Source organism: Cardiobacterium sp. Marseille-Q4385 (assembly GCF_916618745.1).
Classification (GTDB): domain Bacteria; phylum Pseudomonadota; class Gammaproteobacteria; order Cardiobacteriales; family Cardiobacteriaceae; genus Cardiobacterium.
The window spans coordinates 506,671-520,087 of the sequence record NZ_OU745373.1 but is presented as its reverse complement, the minus strand read 5'-3'; the positions used below and the strand labels follow the sequence as shown (position 1 = coordinate 520,087).

Here is a 13,417-nt window from a genome sequence, read left to right as displayed (position 1 = left end):
GTCATAGGCCGATCTCGCTCGGGTTGTTTTTGTAGCGGCGGTAGTATTCCATGACTTTCGGCACGTAGGCGCGGGTTTCGATGAAGGGCGGGATTTTCCGGCCGTATTTGCGCACGTTGCCTTCGCCCGCGTTGTAACCCGCTGCCGCCAGTTGCATGTCGCCGCCGAATTCGTTGAGCAGCCATTTGAGGTAGGTTGCACCGCCCCGGACGTTTTGTCCGGTGTTGTAGGGTTCGGTGACGCCGAAGCGGCGGGCGGTACCTGGCATGAGCTGCATCAGGCCCATCGCGCCAGCGTGGGATTTGGCGCTGGGTTTGTAGGCGGATTCGGCCGAGATGATGGCGTGGACGAAGTGCGGCTCGACGCCAACTTCGCGCGCAATCTGGTTGATTTGTGCGCTGAGGTTGCGTTGGCGTTCGCGGAAGGCGCCGCTGACGTTGATGTTGAGTTCTTTGCGTACTTGCGCGGCGATGCGCTCGGCTTCGATGATGTAGCTTTGCGGGCAGTCTTTGGTCGGTTCGAGGTGGAAGACGCGGCCGTTCTCGCTGGTGACGGTGCCGCCGCAGCTGCCCTGGGTGTTGAGGTAGTCGAGGTTATGCGCGGCGACGCTGGTCTGGCGGTTGCCAAGTCGCGCTTCGCCGCCGCTGGTACCCGGGGTGTAGTCGAAGGAGCGGGTGGCGCAGTTGAATTCGCGGGTTTCGCCATTGAAGGTAACGGCACCGGCTCCGGTGCATTGCAGGCCGGGGCCGCCCGTGATTTTGCCGTCTTTGTTTTTCTGGACGCCGGCGCTGGCAAGGGCTTCCAGCGACTGGGTCTGGTTGGCCTGCTGGATGAATTGTTGTTTGACGCCGCTGTATGAGCGCGAGAAGAAGGTGCAGCCTTTGTATTTGTCGCGTTTGTCGGCAGGAACGAAGTTGGGTTTGCCGTCGTTGTCGAAGCATTTGTAGATGTCTTGTGCCGGGGTTTCTTGCGGGGTGCTTTCGCCAACCAGCGGTTTGCCCCGGTTCGGTGCGGGCGGGGCAGGGGCGGATACGTCACCGCTGCCGCCTTTGCGGCCGAGCGGCTGGCAGTTGCCTTGCGGCGGGTTGGCGGTTTCAACGATGGTCGGGGTGCCGTCGAGTTGTGGGCACATCCAGATTTGTGTGCCCTGCGGGGTGACGGTGGCGATGGTTTTTTCTTCTTGTTCGGCGGCGGGGGCAGCGGGCTGGGCGGGGGCTTTGCCCGTGCCGCGCGCGATGTGTTGGTAGTATTTGCCGCTGCCTTGCGGGCTGCTGGTGTAGCCGGGCGCTGGCGGGAAGAGGGGGTTGTTGTTGGCCGGTGGTGTGGGCGCTGCCGGTGGCTGGGGGGCGGCAGGCGGTGTTTTATCGGCGGTTTCTGTGGGTTTGGCGGCAGGCTTGTCTTTTTTGCCAGCTACTTTTTTGTCCGCTTTGGCGGGGGTGGCAGGTTTGGCCGGAGCGTCGCCGTCGTCCCCGGTAAAGCCGCCGGCGTCGTTGTTTTCGCTTTGCGGGGCAACGGGGGCAGCAGCGGCTTGTGGGGCTGGTCTGGCAGCGGGGGTTTTCCGTGTTGGGGTTTTGGCAGGTTGCGGGGCGGCGACAGGGGCTTCGCCGTCGTCCCAGGTGAAAGTGCCGTCGTCACTGGCAGGCGGGGCAGCAAGCGGCATGGGTGCGGGTTGCGGGGTCGGTTGGGCGACGGGCATTGCGGGCGCAGCGGGCGCTGGCGCGCTATCGCCGCCGATGGCGCCTTTTTGGTAGGGGCGGCAGTTTCCGCCGCTTGGCTGGCTGGTGATGTTGTTCATGCCGTCGGTGCCGGTGCAGATGTAAAGGCCGGCGGTGGCATCCTGAGCGTGGGCAGTGGGGTGGTTGAGGGCGAGCAGGATGCACAGGGCGAGGCTTCCGGCCTTGTTATAGGTTTTTTCCATGTGGGATCAGTTCCAGTTGAAGTGGCTGAATGCCTGGGCGGGCAGCCAGGCGGTCATGCCTTTTTGCCAGAGTAGGTCACGCGCGAGGATTTGGCCTTCGTCGATGAGTTTCTGGATGTCGAGCGCGCTCAATGGGCCGATTTGCTGGCCGTGGTGGACGCGGTAGTAGATTTTGTCTTCGGACAGCGGGCTGCGCGGGGTATCGCTGACGGTGGCACTGTTGGCAGCGGCGATGGTTGCAGCGGGGGCGGCGTTTTCGCGCGCCGGGGCAAAGACGGGCGTTTCTGTGTAGGCAGCGCGGCGTTCGCGCTCGGCTTTGGCGGCGGGTGGTCGGCGGCCAATACGCAGGTCGTGCAGGGTGAGTCCCTGGGCGTTGAGCTGGGTGCGCAGGCGGGCTTTGAGGAAGTTTTGCAGGGCTTCGGCCTGGTTTTCGATGTCGTCCGCGCTGATGTGTTCGTTGATGAGGGTGTGATCGATGGTGTAGCTCACCCATTGGTCGATGAGGTCGTCATCCAGGTTGATGGCCTGATGTTCGATGACAGTGCGGCAGACGGCATCGGCATCATGGATGCTGACGCTGTATGTGCCGGAAAGCGGCTGGTCCAGCGGACGCTGCGAGGGCTGGTAGGCGCTTTGCCAGAGGCGGTTGGCGATGGCGACGGTGTTGAGGAAGAGGATGTCGGCGGTTTCGGTCTGCGGGATGTTATCCGGGTCAAGCGGGTATTCGCCTTCGCGGTAGGCGGGAGTGTATTGTTCGTTGATGATGAGGTAGGCGACTTGCCCCGCGTCGATGTGCAGGGTGCTGCTTTCGAGCAGGTTGTACTGGCTGTAATGGTAGAGCAGGCCGTCCGGCGGGAAGTGCGCGGCAAGGACGCGTGGCCGCGCACTGACAATGGGCCGGATTTTGTTGAGCAGGGTGTCAAACAGTCCTTTCATGCGGGGTTTCCTGGGTGATTTGCGCGGCCGATTTCAGGCTTTGTTTGAGGGCTTCTTCGGCGGCGAGCAGTTTTTCGGCGGCTTCCTGGCGTTGTTTGCGGCCGGTTTCGTGAATCTGGATGCTTTCTTCGATGGTTTCGATGAGCATTTGGTTGGCTTTTTCGACGGAGGCAATGTCGAAAACGCCGCGTTCGAGCTGGGTGCGGCTTTCGCGGTTGGCGATTTTCAGGTTTTCGGCGTTGGCGGTGAGCAGTTCGTTGGTGAGATCGCTGCTTTGTTTGAGGGCAATCGCCGCTTCGCCGGAACGGTAGATGGCGATGGACTGGGCGAGTTGTTGCCGCCACAACGGCACGGTATTGACGAGGGTGGTGTTGATTTTGTTGACGAGGCCTTTGTTGTTTTCCTGCACCATGCGGATGCTCGGCAGGGCTTGCATCGAGACTTGTTTGGTCAGGCGCAGGTCGTGCAGACGGCGGTCAAGTTCGTCGCGCTGCATTTGCCGGTCGCGCAGGCGTTGCGCGCTTTCCATTTCGCCGTCTTCAGCGGCTTTGGCGAGCGCGGGCAGAACTTCGGCGTCGGTCGTGGCCAGCACGTCTTCAGCGGCGGCGATGTGGTATTCGAGTTCGCGGTAGTAGTCGAGGTTGGCGTCGTAGAGTTTGTCCAGCGATTTGATGTCCACCAGCAGTTTTTGTTTGTGGCTTTCGAGGGCGTTGCTGATTTGGTCAATTTGTTCGCTGATGGTGTCGAATTTTTGCAGGAAGGTTTGCAGCGGCTTGGCTTTGTTAAAGAGGCGGGTAAGAAGCGAGGGCTTTTCCTGCATTTTTAGTTCTGCGCCCTGGAAGCCGCGCAGCAGCGAAACCATGTTGGAAAGCAGTTGTCCTGCTTTGCCCGCGTCTTCGCTTTTGATGTCGGTGAGCATGGTGTCGGCGACGGCGGTCAGCTGTTTTTGCGCGGCGGCACCGAAGCTGAGGATGCTGTTGGTATCGGTGATGTTAAGGGTTTGCGCGAGTTGTTTGACGCGCACGTCGTCCAGATGGGCCGGGGCGGTAGTGGTCGTCGTAGTCGTCGTGGTGAGTTCAGTGTTGGTCATGGGATTTGCTCGGGTTGAGTTGTTCGCGCAGGACTTGCATTTGCGTGTCGAGCTGGATTTGCTGCTGGCTCGTCAGTTGCAGGTGTTGCGCGGTGAAAGATTGTTCGCTGTCGTGCAGCAGGGTGAGGAAACGGGTTTGTTGTGCGCTATGGCCGGGGTTGCCGATGTCGGCGATGTATTGTTCGCTGATGCGGCGCAGTTCGCCAAGGTGGACGATCAGGAAGCTGCGCGCGGCGCGGATGCGTTCGGCATTCGACCCGATGTGTTTAATGATGGCTCGCGCCTGGGCGGCGATTTTGTCGAGCTGGGCGGCGATGCCGCGTTCTTCGGCAAGCAGTTGCAGGCGTTGCGCGTAGTGTTCGAGTTGTTCGACAGCGTCGTAACCCCCTGAAAGCATGTCGCGCAGGGTGTCGTTCAGGGCGGAGGGGATGTCGCGCGGCGGGCGCACGTCGGCAGTCGGGGTGTCGCTATAGAGGTAGCTGAGGTAGTAACCGCCAGCAGCAATCAGCGCGTTTATCAGGCCAAAGAGCGGCTGCGGACGGGCGGTGAAGGCGAGGACGGCGGCAGCCAGCGCGGTGAAGCCGAGGGCGTAGAGGCGGTTGTCTTCGTCGGCGTGGTCTTGCCCGGTTTTGACGTAGTTGTCGCGGCGCGAGCGGTAGTGGCGCTGGGTAAGGTAAGCGGCGTAGCAGAGCAGGGCACTGGCAACGCCTGCACTCATGATATTCAGCGGCTTGAAAAAGATCAGGTTGATCGGGATGCTCAGCCACAGCGGCAGTTGCACGAGGTACAGCGCCATGCCCCGGATGCCGAGGTATTGTTGCTTGACGATGGCTTTGTGGTCGCGGGTCATCAGCGGAAGATTCCCATGCAGGCGGGGAAGAAGATGGCACTTAGCAGCAGGATGAAGCCAAGCAGGCGAGGAAAGGAATTCATGCGGGTTCAGGTGGTTAGCGGGATGGCGGCGATTATAACGGTTTTGTCAGTTTTTTGGTGCCGCGCTTGCGGCGACACGTTGTTCCAGCGCCAGCAGCCGTTCCTTGATATAGAGCGCGTCGGTGCCGCCGTTGTAGCCGGTGAGTTGGCCGTTCTTGCCGATGACGCGGTGGCAGGGGACGATCACGGACAGCGGATTGTGACGGATAGCGCCCGCGACCGCCCGTGTGCCGCGCGGATTACCGATGGCTTGGGCGATGTCCTGATAACTGCGCGTCACGCCGTATGGAATTTCCCTGAGCGCCAGCCAGACACTTTGCTGGAAGGGCGTGCCCGCGCCGTGCAGCGGCAAGTTGAACGTGCGCAGACGGCCAACGAAATACGCGTTCAACTGCACCGCCGCTTCGCGGAGAAGATCCGTGACCGCTTCCTGCATAACCGCCCGCAAATGATGCGGCACGCGGCTGTCGCTGGCGTAGCCGTTGCGGGTCAACAGCCAATCGCAGAGGACTAGCGCGCCGCGCCAGTCGCCGAGCAGCAAATCGCCGAGAGGGGAGGGATAAATCTGGGTGCGGATGACGTTCATAAGCGGCGCTACCGTAGGGAAAAATCCATTTTAGCTGGCTGGTGTAATATAGCGCGCGTTTTTGTGCAAACGGATGATGAAATGACCCCAATATCCCGCATCACCCTGATGGGCACCTCAGGCGTCGGCAAAACTACCCTGGCGACCATGCTTGCTGCCGCCGGCTGGTTTCACTACTCCGGCGACTACCGCATCGCCACCCGCTACCTGAACGAACCCATCAGCGACTGGCTGACCGAACTCGCCCGTCGCGAGCCGACCCTCGCTTCCCTCTTGCGCGATGACGCCGTGAGCGTGCAGGGCAAAGTCAGCATCGAGCGGCTGCACATCCTCTCCGCCTACATCGGCAAACTGGGGCGCGACGGCTACGACGCCACTACCTTCATCGAGCGGCAGCACCTCTTTCGCGCCGCCGAACAAGCGGCGATGCAGGACGTACCCGCCTTCATCGAACGCGCCGAACGCCTCTACGGCTACAAAGCCTTCATCAACGACGCTGGCGGCAGCATCTGCGAACTCGACGACCCCGCCATGTTCCAGACGCTGGCCGCGCACACCTGCTACATCTACATCGACACCGACGAAGCCCACTACGCCGAACTCGAAGCGCGCGCCATTGCCTACCCCAAACCCATCTGCTACCACCCGCACTTCCTGCAACAAATGATCGGCGAATACGGCCTGATGAAAGGCGGCCTGACCCCCGACCGCTTCGAATCCGACGACTTCATCCGCTACGTCACCCCGCGCATGATGGCGCACCGCCGCGAACGCTACCGCGAACTCATCGCCCAATACGGCGGCATCATCCTGAACGCGCGCGACATCTGGCAACTGCGCGACGCCGCCGACTTCCACGACCTGCTCAACGCCGCACAAAGGAACTGACCCATGCCGCTCGTTGCCCACCGCCCCCTCGCAGCCCTGGATCGCCTGCGCGCCGAAGGACAAGAAATCCTCGACGTCGAACGCGCCCACCGCCAGGACATCCGCGAACTGCACATCGGCCTGCTGAACATCATGCCCGACGGCGCGCTCAAAGCCACCGAGCGCCAATTCCTGCGCCTGATTGGCAACTCGAACCGCATCGCCCAGTTCTACGTCCACATCTTCACCGTCCCTGGCGTACCGCGCAGCGCCGACATCCAGGCCTACATCGACACCCACTACGAAAACTTCGACGACCTCGCCGCCGAAGGACTCGACGCCATCATCTTCACCGGCACCAACCCCGTCCACGCCGACCTTGCCCAAGAAGACTACTGGCCGCATGTCCAGCGCGTCTTCGACTGGGCGGACAAAAACGTCACCTCCGTCCTCTGCTCCTGCCTCGCCTCGCACCTCGCCCTGCGCCACTTCTACGGCATCCCGCGTCTGCGCCGCGCCAACAAACTCTTCGGCGTGTACAGCCACCGCGTCCTGGACCGCAGCCACCCCATGCTCACCAACATCAACACCCGCTTCGACATGCCGCATTCCCGCTGGAACGACGTCGGCGCCGAATCCTTTGCCGCCTGCGGCCTGCCCGTCCTCGTCGCCGGCGAAGAAAGCGGCGTGGCGATGGCCAGCTCGCCGGACGGCTTCCGGCAAATCTACTTCCAGGGCCACCCCGAATACGACCACAACAGCCTGCTCAAAGAATACCGCCGCGACCTGCAACAATACCGCGAAGGCAACAGCGAACGCGCGCCCTACCTGCCCGAACACTACCTCACCCCGGCCGGCATCCGCCTCGCCAACGCCTACCTTGCCAGCGGTGCCCCCATCAGCGACTTCCCCGAAGCAGCGCTACTCGAAGAAGTGAACGTGACCTGGCGCGACACCGCCAAAGCCCTCTTCGCCAACTGGCTCGGCCTCGTTTACCAACTCACCCACCAGGACAGACGGCTGCAATTCATGGACGGCATCGACCCCGCCGACCCGCTGGGCCGTCTGCGCCGCTGATTCCTCATGAAGACCAGCCGTCGCACCCTGCTCACTGCCGCCGCTCTCGCCGCCCTCACCCCACGCCTTAGCACCGCCCAACCCCAACCGAAAAAAACCATGACCAGCCACACCTACCACGACGCCATCCTCCACTACCGCGATAACGGCAAAACCGACGCCCCTGCGCTCCTCCTCCTGCACGGCGGACTGGGTACAGCGGCAGACGACTTCGCCCCGCTCCTGCCGCGCCTGCACCCACACTACCGCGTCATCGAAAACGACACGCGTGGCCACGGCCAATCCACGCGCGGCAGCGTTCCCCTCACCTACGCGCAAATCGCCGCTGACGCCAAACACCTCATCGACACCCTCCGCCTCAACACTTACCACATCCTCGGCTTCAGCGATGGCGGCACCGCTGCCTACCACCTCGCCCTCAACGACGAACGCGCACAAAGCGTGCTGACCATCGGCGCCCACTGGCACAGCAGCCAAATCGAACCCGCGCGCGACATGTACGAAAGCCTCACCCCCGACTTCCTCCGCGAACACATGTCCGCCCAAGTCGCCGCTTACGAACAACAAAACCCGCAACCCGACCTCACCACCCTGACCGCCGACCTGCGCCGCCTGTGGCTGGACAACAGCGCGACGGGCTACCCCAACGAACGCGTCGCCGCCATCAAACAACCCATCCTGGCAGTACGCGGCGAAGACGATTTCCTGCTGAACCTGCCCGACTGGGCAGCGCTGCGCGAACAAAACCCTGCCGCGCACCTGCTGCACATCCCCTTCGCCGGCCACGAAGCCATCAAAGCCCAGCCGGACATCCTCTGGGCGGCCATCCAAACCTTTCACAAACAGCAAGACCCATCCCGGGAAAAAACCTGAGCGTGTTAGCGCGTCTCGCCGTATCAAACATACACGGACTTCGCGCGCCGCCTTCCCAGCTTAAAACCTGGAATGGATATAACCCACCCACACAAACCCCATGAATCCCATGAACAAAACCCTGCTCATCCTCGGCCTGGCTGCCGCCCTCACCCTTACCGCTTGCGCCCGTGGCGATACCACCGCCGCCGTCGGCAAACATAACCTCTCCAAAGGCGACTGTCGCGGCATCCGCGCGGATGGCCGCGAATACCGCGAAGAAATGACGCAAAGCAACTGCGAAATGGTCGGCGGCACCTTCTCCCCGCGCAACCGCCGCAAAGTCATCTGGTTCTGAGCGACGCGCCGCCAAGCGGGATAAACACGGGCTCTGTCCAAACAAACCACACCAGCCAGGACAACCATGAACGCCCAAGAAAAGAGCGAACGCGCCGCCTTCGCCGCCCTTTACCATGACGAAGCCCGGGAAATCACCATCCTCAGCGGTGAAGACTGCGAAGGGGCAGGCAGAGCGGGCAAAGCGCTTATCTGGTCTGCCAATTGCGACATCATCGCCTACAAAGACGGTGACCAACTGCACCACGAAGAAGGCAGTGTCTCCTGGCCGGCAAACGATGCCGAACTCGAAAGCGACGATCGCCCTCGCTTCCGCGACCTCACCCTTTACCGCTTGCGTGTCTGCCCGCACAAAACCGCGCCGCACTACTTCCGGCTGCTGGATATACTCGCGGCAGATACCGCCGATCGTGAGCTGGAAACCATCCGCAGCGCTTATCAGCAAGCCATCACCTGGCAAGAAGCGCCGTTTGCCCCCTTCGTGCTGAACAAAAAATTCAACACCTACAACGGCGAAGTCGAATGGCTGGGGCATACCATCCGCCTCGCGCTTGATAGCGACGACGAGCAAGAAAGCCCCACCGCCGCCGCTATCGCCACCCTGCACCGCCTCTACGCCGCGCCACAGGATTGGCACGACCGCCTCACCGCTCACGCCGCGCGCGCACTCATTACAACCGCCCGCGAATGGCAGGAAGACGCAGAAAACGGTAACCCTAACCTCAGCGAAGCCGAATTTGCCCGCCGCATCCGCCTGGAAGAAATCACCATTAGTGAAGAAGGCGGCTTTACCGCCTGGTTTGACGACGACAACATCTTCTGGGGCCACGTCATCATGGTCAGCATCAACGCCGACGGTGAATACGAAGATGCCGAGTTTGCCGGATAGCCATTGGGCGGGATAAATACAGGTTCGCTGCCAAGCAGCGTAAGCATTGCCTCGTTCAGCGAGGGAGGCGATGCTTCTTTGCGGATTAGAGATTTTCCGCTTGCCAAGACAGGCTGATGCCTATGCCTGTTTGGCTAACGCGGAGTGAATCAGCATTTGTGTGCCGAACCAGCCCCAGTAGATACGGTGGCGGTAGATTTTGCCGTCGCGGTGCTGCATGAGTTCGAGGATGTCGACTTGGTTACCGTCCGGAGTTTGCCGTGGATATTCCCAGATAAGGATGTCGCCACCAGTGTAGTAGTTGGCGTCGCGGTACCAGCGTACCCATTCATTCGGGCGACGGCGTGTACCTTCTTCGAGGAAGGCTCGGATTTCGGCTTTGCCACGCAGAGTACCGTCTTCACGTTGCAGGATGATAGGCACCAGCGGCGATTCTAGTTCGGCGTCATCGTGGTAGAGGGCGATAAGGGCATCGGTGTCGCGGTTTTTGGCCGCCTCATGCCAAGCGTGATAGAGGTGATTTGCGGTATTCATCGTGGTTTTGATACTCCGTTGAGTTTGAGAAAAGCCCAGGTGCACGCTTTGGTCATGTGGTTATGGGCGGTCGAAATCAATACAGGCGGCAGTAGGCCACCTATATTGTGTTGTCTGTTTCGGGACAGATCAGGCATCGTAATGAAAGCGCATGGTCTGTTTGAGTTCGGCGGACAGGCTGTTCGCGACCGGGCAATGGCGGGCGGCGGCTTCGATGATGCTGCGGGTATCGGCGTCCAGTGTCCGGCTGAGATGGAAATCGATGATGATTTCGCTGACGCGTAGCGGGTCGTTGGCCATGTTTTTACCGACGTCCGCGCTGACGGCCAGGTTGTCGATACCTTGCGCCGCCGCTTTTTTTGCCATTTGCGTCAGGCAGCAGAAGGCCAACGCTGCGGCGAAGTAATCCAGCGGCGAGAAGTGCTCGCCTTTGCCGCCGCTGCCCGCTGGCGCATCGCTGGCGACACTGCTTTGGTTGTCATAACGGGTGGCGCGGTTATGCAGGGCGCCCAAATGTTCAACGTGGATGGTGTGCATGGCAAGTACTTCCTCTTCAGGGTGTTTGCGCGGCGGCTTTGCTCTGCGTACTCTGGTAGTTGCGCAGCCAGTCGCGGTAAGGCTGGCCGTCGAGCCACAGGCTTTCGGCGACAATTTGCCCGTCCTTGATGCGTACGCCGAGGGTGGCGTTGCTGTGCGGGCTTTCGTTGTTGCGGAAGCGGAACAGTTCGTCGATTTTCACCGCATCTTCTTCCGGCAGGTAGTAGCGGGTGAGCGGGATGTTGATGCGGATGGAGTCGCCCGCCTTGTATCCGTCCGGGATAGTGTAGGCAAAGGCGCCGTCTTGCGCGCTATGGCTCAGGCGGGTGATGTGGGCGAGGCCGTCTTTTCCCGCTTCCAGCACAACGTAGATGGTGTCGCCGCCTTGTACGCCGGGGGGCAGGGTGTGCTCTTTCTCCTCTTCCGGGAAGGCTAACGCCAGATAGCGGCCGCGCAGCACATCAAGCGGGTCAACCGGCTGCAATTCCAGACGCAGTGCGACGCCTTCACGCAGAATGCCCTCACCACGCACCACCTGCATCAGGGGCACAGCCCATTGCAGGGCAAAAACCAGGGGTAGCAACAATAAGACGAGACGGTTTTTCATGCGGATACTCCGTTCGGACGTGGGCGGCGGGCGAGGTGCAGGTTGACGATGAAGAAGGCAAGACCGGCGATAATGAAGACCAGCCCCTTGATCCACAGCGGCATGTTATCGCCGACGAAGCGCAGGAACAGCGCCATCAGTACCCAGATGAGCGCTGAATTGACGGCAAAGAGGCTGCGGTCAAGATCAAGCCGTGCCCGCCACAGACCGAGGACGATAATGAAGACGGTCGGCAGCCACGGCCAGGCATCGCCGTAACGGATAGGCATCCCCTGCGAGGCGAGGAGATGCACCGCGATACCGCTTGCCACGAACAGCACATCCCACCATTCCAGCCGTCGCCAGCGGCAGGCGGCAAAGAGCAGCAACACGCCGCTTACCGTCAGCAGCCGCAGATCGGCCAGCAGTGAGTCGATAAAGTTGTTGTACATCAAGAAATCCGCACTGAACAGAAGCAGCAAGGCGAGGGCGATTTTACTGAGCAGTACCATCACATTGCGCCAGGCGGGCAACAGGGTGCGGCTGGCAAGGTAGAAAGCGGACAGGCAGACCCAGGCGGACAAGGAGCCAAGGTTGTGGCTGTTGGCGCAGAGAATCAGGATAAAGACGACACTATGCAGCGCGGCAAACGTGCGCCACACGCCCGCTTGGGCGCCATAAGGCTGCAGCCATTGCCGCTGCCAGAAGAGCCACGGCAAAAACGCGGCGACATAGCCCAGATATTCCCACTCTCCTAAGAGCGTGTTCATAGTCTTCGTAGCAGGACTCCCAAGAAAGCCAAAGCTACCATTTGCAGACTGGTACTCAACTTACGCTCGCAGTTTTTCCAAAGCCGTCTGTTCTTTTCCAACCAGGAAAAACTGCGCTCGACTACCCATCGCTTTGGCAATACCGCAAAGCGGTGTAATTCGTTTCGTTTGGCAATCTCTACCTCCGCACCAATCAACTCCTGTACTGACGAAGCAAATGCCTTACCCGTGTAACCACCGTCAGCAAGGATTTTTTGTACCGCCCCAAGATTATCCCGCCCACGTTCCAATGCTAGCAGGCAGCCTTTTCTATCCGTAACATCCGCCGTCGTTACCGCAAGCGCATGCGGCAAACCCTGCGTGTCAACCGCTATATGCCGCTTGATACCGCTAACCTTCTTGCCCGCATCGTAGCCTTTTTCCATGGCGGTATCCGTGTTCTTCACACTCTGCGCATCAATAATCAGGAAAGTGGTTGCTTCATGATGCCCCTGCTTGCGGCGCTCCGCAACTACCTGATTTTTTTAATGCTTCCTCAAGGATGCTGATGCCACTCTCGCGTGGCTCAGTCCATCTCTGGAAGTAGGAATGCACGGTGCGCCATTTGGGGAAATCGCCCGGCAAAGCGCGCCAGGAGCAGCCAGTGCGTTGCAGGTAGAGAATGGCACAAAAGACATCGTACAAGTCCACCTGACGTGGCGCTGTGCGTTTACGGGCACTTTCCAGCAGGGGGAGGAGAGGCGCAAATTGCTCGCGACTGATATCGCTTGGGTAGGTTTTTCTGTTCATGCCGATAGTTTACAGCAGAGGCTGAGACAATGAACACGTTCTAAGACAAAGGCGGACAAGGTATGACCACCATGCGAACCGAACACATGCGCTAGAAACGCCGCGAAAAACGCCACCGCCCAACTGCGCGCGACATAGACCAGCGGCAGCGTCAGCAGCAACCAGACGCGCAAAAACGCGGGCAGATTTTCTTCCACATGATACGTCTGCGCGATCAGGCCAATCGCCGCGCCGACCGACAGCGTAACCAGGAGCGCACTGCCTTCGCGCCATACCGTACTCGCCGGGCGACGCCAGCAGGCAAAAAAGAGCGCCGCCTGCGAGAGGACAAGCGGCGTTAGCGACAGCACCACCCGCAGCGGGCGCGACAAACTGGCCCAGTTGGCGGCGAAAAGCGCGATAACCCCCGCGCCGACACAGAGCGCGGCAAAAAGCGACAGCACCATTTGCCACCACTGTCCCCGATGCTGCACGGGCAGCGCATAACGCGCCCGCAACAGTGCCGCTTGTTCGGGGGAAATCCAGCCGCTTGCCTCCCACTGGGGCAGTTCGGCCAACAATTCACGGGAAAACGCCACGCGCCGGTTCATACGACTCTCCTGGAAGAAAACAGCGCCATGATACGCAAAAGCACTGCGGGCAATCATGACAAAACCCGCTATCTACCCCGGTTATCACAGCGATTTCGTGACGGTT

Annotated in this window: 16 protein-coding genes; 5 read left to right on the top strand and 11 right to left on the bottom strand. The window is 60.7% G+C overall.

Annotated features, from left to right (window positions below):
* Nucleotide 1: 1 nt before the first annotated feature.
* The 5 genes from LG374_RS02565 to LG374_RS02545 form a co-directional block, all read right to left on the bottom strand.
* Nucleotides 2-1,918, bottom strand: coding sequence for a lytic transglycosylase domain-containing protein (locus LG374_RS02565; protein WP_225756246.1), 1,917 nt, complete (start codon nucleotides 1,916-1,918; stop codon nucleotides 2-4).
* 6 nt (nucleotides 1,919-1,924) lie between these two features.
* A complete protein-coding gene (locus LG374_RS02560; protein ID WP_225756245.1) occupies nucleotides 1,925-2,854 on the bottom strand; it encodes an SPFH domain-containing protein in 930 nt (309 codons plus the stop codon).
* Nucleotides 2,838-3,944, bottom strand: coding sequence for a toxic anion resistance protein (locus LG374_RS02555; protein ID WP_225756244.1), 1,107 nt, complete (start codon nucleotides 3,942-3,944; stop codon nucleotides 2,838-2,840). The genes LG374_RS02560 and LG374_RS02555 overlap by 17 nt, the downstream gene beginning before the upstream one ends.
* A complete protein-coding gene (locus LG374_RS02550; RefSeq protein ID WP_225756243.1) occupies nucleotides 3,931-4,794 on the bottom strand; it encodes a 5-bromo-4-chloroindolyl phosphate hydrolysis family protein in 864 nt (287 codons plus the stop codon). Before LG374_RS02550 ends, LG374_RS02555 begins: the two co-directional genes overlap by 14 nt.
* Before the next feature lie 129 nt (nucleotides 4,795-4,923).
* Entirely contained in the window at nucleotides 4,924-5,463 is a 540-nt protein-coding gene (locus tag LG374_RS02545) for a methylated-DNA--[protein]-cysteine S-methyltransferase (protein ID WP_225756242.1), read from the bottom strand.
* Between the two features lie 81 nt (nucleotides 5,464-5,544).
* Here LG374_RS02545 and LG374_RS02540 point away from each other — a divergent pair, with 81 nt between their 5' ends.
* From LG374_RS02540 to LG374_RS02520, 5 genes are all read left to right on the top strand, one after another.
* Nucleotides 5,545-6,351 carry an AAA family ATPase gene (locus LG374_RS02540; protein WP_225756241.1) on the top strand — a complete coding sequence of 269 codons (807 nt, stop codon included), beginning with the start codon at nucleotides 5,545-5,547 and terminating at the stop codon, nucleotides 6,349-6,351.
* Between the two features lie 3 nt (nucleotides 6,352-6,354).
* Complete coding sequence (locus LG374_RS02535) at nucleotides 6,355-7,407, top strand: homoserine O-succinyltransferase (protein ID WP_225756240.1); 1,053 nt, start codon at nucleotides 6,355-6,357, stop codon at nucleotides 7,405-7,407.
* Nucleotides 7,408-7,413: 6 nt separating this feature from the next.
* Nucleotides 7,414-8,280, top strand: a complete 867-nt coding sequence (locus tag LG374_RS02530) for an alpha/beta fold hydrolase (protein WP_225756239.1) — start codon at nucleotides 7,414-7,416, stop codon at nucleotides 8,278-8,280.
* A gap of 100 nt (nucleotides 8,281-8,380) precedes the next feature.
* Entirely contained in the window at nucleotides 8,381-8,617 is a 237-nt protein-coding gene (locus LG374_RS02525; RefSeq protein WP_225756238.1) for a hypothetical protein, read from the top strand.
* Nucleotides 8,618-8,683: 66 nt separating this feature from the next.
* The gene (locus LG374_RS02520; RefSeq protein ID WP_225756237.1) at nucleotides 8,684-9,505 is read left to right on the top strand and encodes a DUF2262 domain-containing protein; all 822 of its coding nucleotides are present in this window, start codon (nucleotides 8,684-8,686) and stop codon (nucleotides 9,503-9,505) included.
* Between the two features lie 120 nt (nucleotides 9,506-9,625).
* On the opposite strand, the gene LG374_RS02515 is transcribed toward LG374_RS02520, so the two are convergent.
* The 6 genes from LG374_RS02515 to LG374_RS02490 form a co-directional block, all read right to left on the bottom strand.
* Nucleotides 9,626-10,039, bottom strand: a complete 414-nt coding sequence (locus LG374_RS02515; protein ID WP_225756236.1) for a nuclear transport factor 2 family protein — start codon at nucleotides 10,037-10,039, stop codon at nucleotides 9,626-9,628.
* 129 nt (nucleotides 10,040-10,168) lie between these two features.
* Nucleotides 10,169-10,576: an OsmC family protein gene (locus LG374_RS02510; protein WP_225756235.1), complete on the bottom strand. Its 408-nt coding sequence runs from the start codon at nucleotides 10,574-10,576 to the stop codon at nucleotides 10,169-10,171.
* A gap of 16 nt (nucleotides 10,577-10,592) precedes the next feature.
* Nucleotides 10,593-11,183 (bottom strand): GDYXXLXY domain-containing protein, encoded by a 591-nt coding sequence (locus LG374_RS02505; RefSeq protein ID WP_225756234.1) that lies wholly within the window; start codon nucleotides 11,181-11,183, stop codon nucleotides 10,593-10,595.
* Nucleotides 11,180-11,932: a hypothetical protein gene (locus LG374_RS02500; RefSeq protein ID WP_225756233.1), complete on the bottom strand. Its 753-nt coding sequence runs from the start codon at nucleotides 11,930-11,932 to the stop codon at nucleotides 11,180-11,182. Before LG374_RS02500 ends, LG374_RS02505 begins: the two co-directional genes overlap by 4 nt.
* Nucleotides 11,929-12,721, bottom strand: a protein-coding gene (locus LG374_RS02495) for an IS5 family transposase (protein WP_225756001.1) whose coding sequence is annotated in 2 segments (ribosomal slippage) — nucleotides 11,929-12,456 and nucleotides 12,458-12,721 — 792 coding nt in all. Because the reading frame shifts where the segments join, the coding sequence is not laid out codon by codon here. The genes LG374_RS02500 and LG374_RS02495 overlap by 4 nt, the downstream gene beginning before the upstream one ends.
* The gene (locus LG374_RS02490; RefSeq protein ID WP_225756232.1) at nucleotides 12,718-13,311 is read right to left on the bottom strand and encodes a DUF2157 domain-containing protein; all 594 of its coding nucleotides are present in this window, start codon (nucleotides 13,309-13,311) and stop codon (nucleotides 12,718-12,720) included. Before LG374_RS02490 ends, LG374_RS02495 begins: the two co-directional genes overlap by 4 nt.
* Between the last annotated feature and the right edge of the window lie 106 nt (nucleotides 13,312-13,417).

Excerpts from the sequence above, each read along its gene's own strand:
- LG374_RS02535 (WP_225756240.1), top strand. The coding sequence starts at position 6,355 with ATGCCGCTCGTTGCCCACCGCCCCCTCGCAGCCCTGGATCGCCTGCGC.
- LG374_RS02505 (WP_225756234.1), bottom strand. The coding sequence starts at position 11,183 with ATGAAAAACCGTCTCGTCTTATTGTTGCTACCCCTGGTTTTTGCCCTG.
- LG374_RS02500 (WP_225756233.1), bottom strand. The coding sequence starts at position 11,932 with ATGAACACGCTCTTAGGAGAGTGGGAATATCTGGGCTATGTCGCCGCG.
- LG374_RS02560 (WP_225756245.1), bottom strand. The coding sequence starts at position 2,854 with ATGAAAGGACTGTTTGACACCCTGCTCAACAAAATCCGGCCCATTGTC.
- LG374_RS02565 (WP_225756246.1), bottom strand. The coding sequence starts at position 1,918 with ATGGAAAAAACCTATAACAAGGCCGGAAGCCTCGCCCTGTGCATCCTG.
- LG374_RS02525 (WP_225756238.1), top strand. The coding sequence starts at position 8,381 with ATGAATCCCATGAACAAAACCCTGCTCATCCTCGGCCTGGCTGCCGCC.
- LG374_RS02555 (WP_225756244.1), bottom strand. The coding sequence starts at position 3,944 with ATGACCAACACTGAACTCACCACGACGACTACGACGACCACTACCGCC.
- LG374_RS02510 (WP_225756235.1), bottom strand. The coding sequence starts at position 10,576 with ATGCACACCATCCACGTTGAACATTTGGGCGCCCTGCATAACCGCGCC.
- LG374_RS02490 (WP_225756232.1), bottom strand. The coding sequence starts at position 13,311 with ATGAACCGGCGCGTGGCGTTTTCCCGTGAATTGTTGGCCGAACTGCCC.
- LG374_RS02530 (WP_225756239.1), top strand. The coding sequence starts at position 7,414 with ATGAAGACCAGCCGTCGCACCCTGCTCACTGCCGCCGCTCTCGCCGCC.
- LG374_RS02540 (WP_225756241.1), top strand. The coding sequence starts at position 5,545 with ATGACCCCAATATCCCGCATCACCCTGATGGGCACCTCAGGCGTCGGC.
- LG374_RS02545 (WP_225756242.1), bottom strand. The coding sequence starts at position 5,463 with ATGAACGTCATCCGCACCCAGATTTATCCCTCCCCTCTCGGCGATTTG.
- LG374_RS02550 (WP_225756243.1), bottom strand. The coding sequence starts at position 4,794 with ATGACCCGCGACCACAAAGCCATCGTCAAGCAACAATACCTCGGCATC.
- LG374_RS02520 (WP_225756237.1), top strand. The coding sequence starts at position 8,684 with ATGAACGCCCAAGAAAAGAGCGAACGCGCCGCCTTCGCCGCCCTTTAC.
- LG374_RS02515 (WP_225756236.1), bottom strand. The coding sequence starts at position 10,039 with ATGAATACCGCAAATCACCTCTATCACGCTTGGCATGAGGCGGCCAAA.